Here is a 4,032-nt window from a genome sequence, read left to right as displayed (position 1 = left end):
TTCATTCAGCACAGCTCCCTGCAAGTAGTTGCGCTGCCAGTGGGCATAATCGCCGTACTGGATCGCCAGCGGCGGCAGAGGGTTGTCCTGCCCTTGGGCATAGGCCGTATATAAACGGCTAAATTCATTGACCAAGATCTCCCGGGACCAGCCATCGGAAGCGATATGATGCATGGTCACTAGCAAGATATGCTCTTTAGCTGAAATTTTCAGCAGCTGCGCCCGCAACATCAAATCCCGTGTCAGATCAAACTGTTTCCCAGCTTCCGTTGAAACGGCTTCGGCTATTCGGGTCTGTAGCGCTTGCTGCGAAAGGGCGGACAGATCCGTCAGCGCCACCTCAAAGCTGTCTAACTCACGGATCAGTTGTATCGGTTCACCATCGTCGCCGGCAACAAAATAGGTGCGCAGGCTTTCATGACGTAACAGGATAGTGGTAATCGCCTGTTGCAGAGCGTCCTCATTGAGGGTACCGGTCAGTTTTAACGCCGCCGGCATATTATAATGGGCGCTGCCACCGTCGATTTGATCTAACAACCATAGCCTTTGTTGGGCAAAAGACAGGGGCAACGCCTGAGTCCGGGAAACCTGTATCAAAGGCGGATGATTCTTCCCCTGCTTTTGAGCTGATATAAATTCTGCCAGACTCGCCAGAACAGGCTGTTTAAAAATATCCCGCAATTTAATTTTCACATCGAATGACTCGCTAACCCGAGCCACCAACTTAGTGGCCAGCAGTGAGTGCCCTCCCAATTCAAAAAAGTTGTCCGTGAGGGCAATCCGTTCAAGCCCCAGCAGCTCTTGCCAGATAACGCTTAAGGCTTTTTCTCCTTCGGTTTGCGGGGCGCTGAAGCCGTCGTCTGACATTTCATTGCTCGGCTCAGGTAAAGCATTGCGATCAAACTTGCCGTTGGCGGTTAAGGGGAAAGACTCCAGTACCACAAAATCCGAAGGCACCATATATTCAGGTAAAAGTTTACCTACATGCTGGCGCACTGCTTCAATCAGGCCACTCTTATCGCTTTCGGCATCTTCGGCAAGCAGGTAGCCCACCAGGTGCTTCCCCTTTTCCCCTGCGTCACGGGCAAGTACGACGGCTTCCTTGACACGGCTAAAATCTGCCAAGACATGTTCTATTTCAGCCGGCTCGATGCGAAAGCCCCGGATTTTCACCTGATGATCGGTACGGCCGATAAATTCAAGACGGCCATCTGCCAAGCGACGCACCAAATCTCCGGTGCGGTACAGACGCTGGCAACTATTGTTGTCTTGTTCATTAAAATAAGGGTTGGTGATAAATTTTTCAGCCGTCAGCTTATCCTGGTTCAGATAACCCCGAGCCAACCCGATACCACCAATACATAGTTCACCCGGCACGCCACCTGGCGCTAAGGTATTTTCATTCAGGATCAATGCCCGAACATTACCCAGCGGATATCCAATATGGGGCAAGTCGCCGGATATCGGCGTCCAATGGGTGTTAACGCTACATTCTGTTGGACCGTATACATTCACCGCCTTGCGTTGATACTGCTGTTGCCAGTCACATAGTCTGGCCCATAACTGGGGAGAAATAGCTTCGCCGCCAATGATTAAGTTAGGTAAAGTACTCTCTAGACCCAAATCAAACCAGGCTTCCACCATTAACGGAGTACAGTCGAGAACACCGCACTGTCCAAAGGTTCTCCCTATAGTTTGTGACTCCTGATCGGCATATCTGGGTAAAATACGCAACGGCACACCCGACATCAACTGGGATAGACCCTTAACCGAAGAATCAAAGGCATAAGAAGCGTTTAACCCCCAACAAGCACCTTCCGGCACTATATCCATCCTCTGTATTTCTGCGGCAAGATTGACAATTCCCTGATGCTCGATCAAGACCCCTTTAGCTTGTCCGGTCGAGCCTGAAGTATAAATGACATAGGCTAGATGAGAAGCAGTTAGTCCCAGCGAAGATACAGGCAGGTTATCTTCCGACATATTTACAAGCTCGGTTTGCACTGACTCTTTATCCAGACATAGGGCGTGCGCAGCCAATGAAGGCAAGTCAGCCAAGACCCGCTCTTGGGTCAATACGGTATCCACACCGCTATCCTTAAGCATATAAAGTAGGCGTGATTCAGGATAGCTCGGATCAAACGGCACATAAGCACCCCCAGCTTTGAGGATCGCCAATATACCGATAACCATATCCATAGAGCGATCGACACAAAGACCAACTAAGGTATCCGGTTTCACCCCTTGCAGCTTAAGGTGATGGGCGAGTTGGTTGGCACGGCGGTTAAGCTCGCCATAATTCAGACTACCCTCTTGCGTTATCAGGGCGATTTTATTTGGCTGCGACGCAGCTTGTGCTTCAAATAATTCATGAATGCACAGCTGTGGAACAACACTCGATACCATGTCTTTGCCAGCATTGAGGAGCAGACGGCGCTCTTGTCCGGTGACCAGTTCATGGGCGAAAACGTCCTTCTCCGGCGACTGCACCATGGCGAGCAATAAAGTTTCAAAATGACCGGCCATCTGCTTTATGGTCTCTATATCAAAGAGATCGATATTAAAGCCCCATTTAAGTTGCAGCCCCTGCTCACTTTCAATCACATTTAAAGTTAAATCAAACTTGGCGGTACCTACCCCTTGATCTTCCATAGCCGATAAGGTTAATCCGGGTAGGGACAGACTGCCTCCATCATTGTTTTGTAAGGCCAGCATTACCTGGAATAAAGGCATATGACTCAGATTACGCTCCGGCTGTAGTCTCTCTACTAAAAGCTCAAAAGGCACTTGTTGGTGAGCATAAGCATCCAGCAACATCTGTTTACTTTGCGCCAGCAGCTCCCGAAAGCCCGGATTGCCAGAGGTGTCACTGCGCAGTACCAGGGTATTAACAAAGAAGCCGATCAAATCTGCTACTTCCAACTGCTCCCGATTGGCTACTGGCGTGCCTACCACTATGTCATTTTCATTGCTGTACCGTGACAAAAGCACGGAAAATGAGGCATGCAGCCCCATAAATAAGGTTGCGCCCTGGGCCTGGCATAATTGCATTAATTTTCTCAGGCAGGCTTTATCCACACTAGAGTAATGCACATTGCCGGCAAAACTCTGCCTCGCAGCTCTGGGGCGATCAAGCGGCAGATTATGGACCACAGGCAAGCCCGCTAACCGGTCTTGCCAAAAAGCCAACTGTTCATCCAGTCTAGGTCCCTGCAGATAGTTACGTTGCCAGTGGGCGTAATCGCCATACTGGATGGCAAGTGGTATTAGGGGATTATCTTCTCCCTGTACATAAGCACGATATAAACGGCTAAACTCATTCACTAATATACCCATAGACCAGCCGTCTGAGGCAATATGATGCATAGTTACCAGCACAATATGCTCCCGAGAAGAAAGCTTAAGCAACTGCGCCCGCAGCATAAGTTCCTGGCTTAGATCAAAAGTTCGTGAAGCTTCAGCAGAAACCGCAACAGCAAGTTGTACTTGCTGCTCCCCTGCCGTAAAAGTGGATAAATCGGTTACTGGTACATGGAAAGTAAAATTCTCCTGAATCTCTTGCCGCGGATCGCCATCTCCCATTGAAATAAAACGAGTGCGCAAGCTTTCATGGCGCTGGACCACAGTGAAAAAAGCCCGTTCCAGCGCCTGAACATTTAATTTACCCTCCAGCCTCAGAGCACCCGACATATTATAATGGGCACTTCCGCCGTCGATCCGGTCCAGTAACCATAACCTTTGCTGTGCATAAGACAGGGGTAAAGCAAGCTCTCGGCAAACAGGTGTTAGTTGCAGCCGATTTGGATCGCGCTCATAACCGGATAAAACAGCTGCAAGCTCAGCCAATATGGGTCGGCTGATAACCTCACGCAACGGCAATGAGATATCAAAAGTTTCATTAATTCTGGCCACCAGTTTAGTCGCTAATAAGGAATGGCCGCCTAACTGGAAAAAGTTATCCATAATTCCGACTCGTTCCACCTCCAGCACTTGCTGCCAAATGCTGCATAACGCCCGTTCCGTATCCGATTT

At 49.4% G+C, this 4,032-nt stretch carries 1 protein-coding gene; it reads right to left on the bottom strand.

Annotated features, from left to right (window positions below; all coding sequences use genetic code 11):
- On the bottom strand, positions 1–4,002 hold a 4,002-nt coding region (locus EXT47_RS23535), incomplete at its 3' end, for an amino acid adenylation domain-containing protein (protein WP_276319751.1).
- Positions 4,003–4,032: the final 30 nt, after the last annotated feature.

It is taken from the genome of Pseudoalteromonas sp. CO342X (genome assembly GCF_004208915.1).
GTDB classification, from domain to species: domain Bacteria; phylum Pseudomonadota; class Gammaproteobacteria; order Enterobacterales; family Alteromonadaceae; genus Pseudoalteromonas; species Pseudoalteromonas maricaloris.
This window is presented reverse-complemented; position numbering and strand designations above follow the sequence as displayed.